Consider the following 4,508-nt stretch of genomic DNA (forward strand, 5'->3'; position numbering starts at 1 on the left):
GCGCATGCCGTCCACAAACTGCGCGAAGTGGAACAGATGCGTCCCCGTGCGGCAGACCGTCGGCAGTGCCGCCAGCGCCGCCGCACGTGTCTTATCATCGCCCTCGGCAGCCGCAATAGCCAGCGCAAAGATCGCGGGATCGTTCTTGGGCGCACGGCCCGCATCCGAGATCTGCGCGATAATTTTCACAGCCCGGAGACCGTCGGCCTTCACGCACGCCTGAACCGCCTTGGCGTTCTCCGCCGTTAGCTTCTGCTGCGTCGCGTAGTACGAGCCGCCCTCGGAACCCAGCACCAAGAAGCGCTCCAGCCGTGTCCAGTTGTCCACCGGGAAGCTGTAACCTCCCGCCGAGTTTTTGACTTGAGTCGTGCCCGGAATCGGCTGGTTCTGCGGCGTAATGTTCTTGTTGAGTGTGTTCTTTAAGTAGCTCATTTTCGTTTTCTCCTCGCGTAAATCGCCCCCATGAACGGAGGCGTCTTATTGTCGCTTCGCGACACGAAGGCCCTACGGGCCATGCCGAGTAGAGTCGGGTATGGGCGGCACGCCCTTTGTGTCCGAGGAACAAGGACAATAAGACGCCCCCGTTCATGGGGGCGATAAAACAGGGGTGACAGGGCTCGAACCTGCAACCTTTGGATTTGGAATCCACTGCGCTACCAGTTGCGCCACACCCCTAAGACTTAGTTGAACGGGCAAGGGGCGCAGGAGAGAATAGGGAATCGAACCCTCTCCTCCAACTTATGCAGTTGGCGCTCTACCACTGAGCTATACGCAAGATACGCTGATAACTCTTCTGCTACGGCCCGTTCTAAAATTCTATTATTTTTTGACACAGGAGCGGTGGGACTCGAACCCACGACCAGGCGAGTAATAATCGATAACCGTCACCTACGGCCCGGAATCACTTCCAGACAAAAAACGGAAACGGGGTTTCCTGCTCTACCACTGAGCTACGCTCCTACACAAACCCAAATGGCGGCGGCAGGGTTCGAACCTGCGACGCGGAGCTCTTCAGACTCCCGCTCTACCGACTGAGCTACACCTCCACAAACACACCAAGGCGCGGTGATGGGACTCGAACCCATGACCTTCGGCTTATGAGGCCGTCGCGCTGCCGCTGCGCTACACCGCACTATCTCTGTGCCTGGTGGCTTTGCAACCACTGACGAGAGCAATATCGCAAGCTCTTGCCCGCGTGCTAAAATGCGGCATGAAAAAAATAAGTCGGCGAGAGATGGTGACCGGCGCCGCCGTGGCAACTGTGGGGGCTATTGTGGGTGAAACGCAGGCTCAGGAGCCGATGAAAAGTGAAAAACTTACCGAGAGCGATCTGCTTGCCGCCGATAAGCTCATCGGGCGGGAGACGACGGAGGTGGAGCGGACACAGCTACTCAGTCGGATGGCGGAGTTTCAGAAGAACTTAAAGGCGGTACGAACCAGCCCACTGATCGGAAATCTGCCACCCGCGTTTCACTTCAATCCCGTGATCGCGGGGGTGACGCTCCCTACAGGCAAGAGTGAAGTGAAGCTCTCGAAGAGCAAGATGCCCACGTTTAGCGGCGACGTGAAGAGCCTGGCTTTTGCGAGCGTCGCGACACTCACCAAGCTCTTGGTCAGCAAAAAAATCACATCGCGCCAGCTCACCGAGATGTATCTGGAGCGCCTCAAGACCTACGGGCCGCGCCTACTCTGCGTCGTTTCCTTGCTGGAGGAGACAGCGCGAGAGCAAGCCGAGGCGGCGGACAAAGAGCTGGCGGCGGGGAAGTGGCGCGGGCCGCTCCATGGGATTCCCTATGGGCTAAAAGACTTATTTTTTGTCAAGGGCACCCGCACCACATTTGGTGCGCCGCCCTATAAAAACCAGGTACTGGTCGGTCTGGATGCCACTGTGGCGGTGCGCCTGCGCGATGCGGGAGCGGTGCTGTGTGCCAAGTTCTCGATGGGGGAGCTGGCGATGGGTGATGTGTGGTTTGGCGGAATCACGCGCAACCCATGGGATGTCACCCGTGGCTCGTCGGGGTCATCGGCGGGCTCGGCGAGCGCGGTGGCGGCGGGGCTCGTGGGCTTTGCACTGGGCACCGAGACCTACGGCAGTATTGTCTCGCCCAGCCGCGAGTGCGGTGCAACCGGTCTGCGCCCCAGCTTTGGCCGCGTTTCGCGCCACGGCGCGATGGCGCTCTCCTGGACCATGGATAAGGTCGGCCCGATCTGTAGGAGTGTTGAAGACTGCGCCCTCGTCTTCGCCGCCATTCACGGCCCTGATGGCCTGGATGACAGCGTGCTGGAGAATATTCCGTTTACCTGGAAGCCGGAGAGTAAGCTCTCGGGCCTGCGAGTCGGCTTCGATGAGGCGGGCTTTGAGCGAGCCAGTGGAGCGCAGAAAGAAGTGCTGACAGTGCTACGCGGGCTGGGCGTGACTCCTAAGCCTGTTCGGTTTCCCAAGTCCGACCCTGCCTACGCCGCGCTGCCCGGTCTCACGATCCATGCCGAGGGGGCAGCGGCGTTCGCCGAGCTAGCGGCGTCTGGGGGGCTGCGCGAGCTGGTGCAGCAGGGCAATAGCTCCTGGCCCAATACGTTTCGCGAGGGCGCACTGATTCCCGCTGCGGACTACTTGCAGGGCCAGCGCCTGCGGCGGCACTTGCAGAAAGAAATGGTTGGCGCACTGAGCGACGTGGATGTCTACGTGACACCGGCGGGCAGTGCGCCTAGCATTACCTACACCAACCTCACCGGCCAGCCGACTCTTCTCACCCGCTGTGGCAAGAGCGAGCGCGGCCTGCCGATCTCTATCGAGTTCACCGGCAATCTCTTCCGAGAGGATGCGGTTCTGCGCCTCGCCTTTGCCTACGAGCAGGCAACCCAGTGGCATACGCAGTGGCCCGATGTCGAGAGCCTCCCTGTGGAGCCGCCGCCGCTCAAGCGTTAAACCGGCTACAATAGCGTATGTATCATATTCTCTGTATTGGGGCGCATCCCGACGATAACGAGCTCAATGTGGGCGGACTCGCGACCCGGCTGCGGCGGCGGGGCGACTCGGTTAAGTTCGTCTCCGTGACCAACGGCGATAAAGGACACTTCGCCGACGAGTACAAAGCCGATCCCGAGAGCCTCGCGGCGCGGCGGCTGATCGAGGCGCAAGAGGCGGCGGCAGTGATCGGGGCAACCTATGAGACACTAGGCATCCACGATGGGGAGGTCTATGTAGACAAGCCCAGCACCGAGGCGATGGTGCGCTGTATTCGTAGCTTTGGCGAGCCGGGACGCGGCCCCGATCTGGTGATTTTTAATCGCCCGCTCGACTACCACCGCGATCATCGCTACACGGCTCAGCTCATCTTAGATGCAACCTACATGCTCACCGTCCCGCTGATGTGCCCCGATACCCACCACTTAGACCGTATGCCCGTCTTTGCTTACTGGTACGATAATTTCAAGGACATTCAGCCCTTTGTCGCCGAGATTCAAGTCCCGATAGACGACTGCTTAAACGAGAAAACCGAGATGGTCTGTGCGCACGCCTCGCAGTTTTTTGAGTGGCTCCCCTACAACGCCGGAGTGCTCCACGAAGTTCCGAGCGACGACGAAGGCCGCCGCGCCCGCGTCCGAAGCATTGTCGAGGGGCGTGGTGCCTACCGTGCGGAGAGATCCGCCGGTGCTCGCATTAACGGCGGCGCATGCCACCACGCCGAAGCCTTCCGCGTCTGTGAGTACGGTCGCCAGCCGGGTGACGATGCGCTACGGGCGCTCTTCGGGCTCTAGCACAGCAGGATGGGCCTGTATGGTATCCTGAGAATGCGTAGGGCAGTACCCAGCTTTTCGGAATGAGTCATGACACGAACTCTCTCAGGCGTGAAATTTGAGACCTTCTTAGACCTCTCGCTACACAACGAGACGGGGATGCGGCTCGCCTTTGACCGAGGGTGTCTGGAGATTGAAATGAGTCCGTTGCCCACCCATGAATCGCCAAATCGTTGCATTGAGCTCATGGTTGACTGGATCGCAGAAGTTCGGGGCTTTGAGGTGCGGAGCCTGGGGAGCACGACATTTCATCGGGAAGCTCCTGAGCAAGGTGCAGAACCCGACTCCTGCTTTTATATTCAGAGTGTCTCCCAGCTTCCTGTAGATTTGGCAGAGTTCGATCAACAGAAACATATCCCTGATCTTGTGGTGGAAGTGGATATTACCAGCCCCTCGATTGATAAAGATAGCTTCTACGCTAGAATTGGGGTTCCAGAGATCTGGCGTTATCAGAAAAGCTCCGTGACGATCTTAGTGTTGGAGGCGGGGCGCTATGTTTCGGCAGGGAGCCGCGCCATTTCGGGAATGGATGCGCATATCCTGACGCGACTGTTGGCTCAGGGGCAAAAACAGCTACGCTCCCACTGGCGCGAAGCCGTTCGTGTCTGGGCGCGAGGAGAGAAATAGTTTCGATGAGTGTGACCTATGCCGATTCTGGCGTGAGTATTGATGCGGGCAACGAGGCAGTGCGGCGGATGAAGCAGCACATT

The 4,508-nt window shown here is 59.4% G+C and carries 4 protein-coding genes and 4 tRNA genes; 3 read left to right on the forward strand and 5 right to left on the reverse strand.

From position 1 onward, the window contains the following. The 5 genes from ACH2EH_RS12060 to ACH2EH_RS12080 all read right to left on the reverse strand — a co-directional run. A partial coding sequence (locus ACH2EH_RS12060) for a TROVE domain-containing protein (protein ID WP_395141988.1) occupies positions 1-432 on the reverse strand: 432 nt, incomplete at its 3' end. 170 nt (positions 433-602) lie between these two features. Beyond that, positions 603-675 (reverse strand) — tRNA-Trp (locus ACH2EH_RS12065). Between the two features lie 157 nt (positions 676-832). Beyond that, positions 833-960, reverse strand: a tRNA-OTHER gene (locus ACH2EH_RS12070). Positions 961-973: 13 nt separating this feature from the next. After that, positions 974-1,046, reverse strand: a tRNA-Phe gene (locus ACH2EH_RS12075). Between the two features lie 14 nt (positions 1,047-1,060). Next, positions 1,061-1,132: transfer RNA gene (locus tag ACH2EH_RS12080), tRNA-Met, on the reverse strand. Positions 1,133-1,210: 78 nt separating this feature from the next. On the opposite strand from ACH2EH_RS12080, the gene ACH2EH_RS12085 reads away from it, so the two are divergent. From ACH2EH_RS12085 to ACH2EH_RS12095, 3 genes are all read left to right on the forward strand, one after another. Continuing rightward, complete coding sequence (locus tag ACH2EH_RS12085; RefSeq protein ID WP_395141990.1) at positions 1,211-2,926, forward strand: amidase; 1,716 nt, start codon at positions 1,211-1,213, stop codon at positions 2,924-2,926. Positions 2,927-2,943: 17 nt separating this feature from the next. Beyond that, on the forward strand, positions 2,944-3,759 hold the full coding sequence (locus ACH2EH_RS12090; protein ID WP_395141991.1) for a PIG-L deacetylase family protein: 816 nt from the start codon (positions 2,944-2,946) through the stop codon (positions 3,757-3,759). A gap of 69 nt (positions 3,760-3,828) precedes the next feature. Beyond that, positions 3,829-4,425 (forward strand): Uma2 family endonuclease, encoded by a 597-nt coding sequence (locus ACH2EH_RS12095; protein ID WP_395141992.1) that lies wholly within the window; start codon positions 3,829-3,831, stop codon positions 4,423-4,425. Positions 4,426-4,508: the final 83 nt, after the last annotated feature.

It is taken from the genome of Armatimonas sp. (assembly GCF_043760365.1).
Classification (GTDB): Bacteria; Armatimonadota; Armatimonadia; order Armatimonadales; family Armatimonadaceae; genus Armatimonas.

Excerpts from the sequence above, each read along its gene's own strand:
- ACH2EH_RS12085 (WP_395141990.1), top strand. The coding sequence starts at position 1,211 with ATGAAAAAAATAAGTCGGCGAGAGATGGTGACCGGCGCCGCCGTGGCA.
- ACH2EH_RS12090 (WP_395141991.1), top strand. The coding sequence starts at position 2,944 with ATGTATCATATTCTCTGTATTGGGGCGCATCCCGACGATAACGAGCTC.
- ACH2EH_RS12095 (WP_395141992.1), top strand. The coding sequence starts at position 3,829 with ATGACACGAACTCTCTCAGGCGTGAAATTTGAGACCTTCTTAGACCTC.